Raw genomic sequence first — 231 nt, 5'->3', positions numbered from 1 at the left:
TTTTGATGGTAAAGTTCCTGCCATACTGCTGCCAGTATGTGATCTTTCTGCCACCGACATTTTCCAAACTTACCTTGCAAGCTACGACGATTTTCCTGATTTGGTATGCGGGCAGTTGGTTTCTTTCGGAAAAAATAATTCGGTTTTGTTCAAAATCTACGCCGTCCCGCTGGGTCTTTATTGCGCTGTAAGTAGGTGTTAGTCGCGTCGCGGGGGAGATGGAGGAATATG

The 231-nt window shown here is 45.9% G+C and carries 1 protein-coding gene; it reads left to right on the top strand.

Annotated elements, in window-relative coordinates:
• On the top strand, positions 1–202 hold a 202-nt coding region (locus tag KVT34_RS31445), incomplete at its 5' end, for a hypothetical protein (protein ID WP_217563413.1).
• Between the last annotated feature and the right edge of the window lie 29 nt (positions 203–231).

The organism is Paenibacillus sp. GbtcB18 (assembly GCF_019091125.1).
GTDB lineage: Bacteria > Bacillota > Bacilli > Paenibacillales > NBRC-103111 > Paenibacillus_F > Paenibacillus_F chitinolyticus.
Note: the sequence above shows the minus strand (reverse complement) of the source record. Positions and strands in the feature narration are given on the sequence as shown.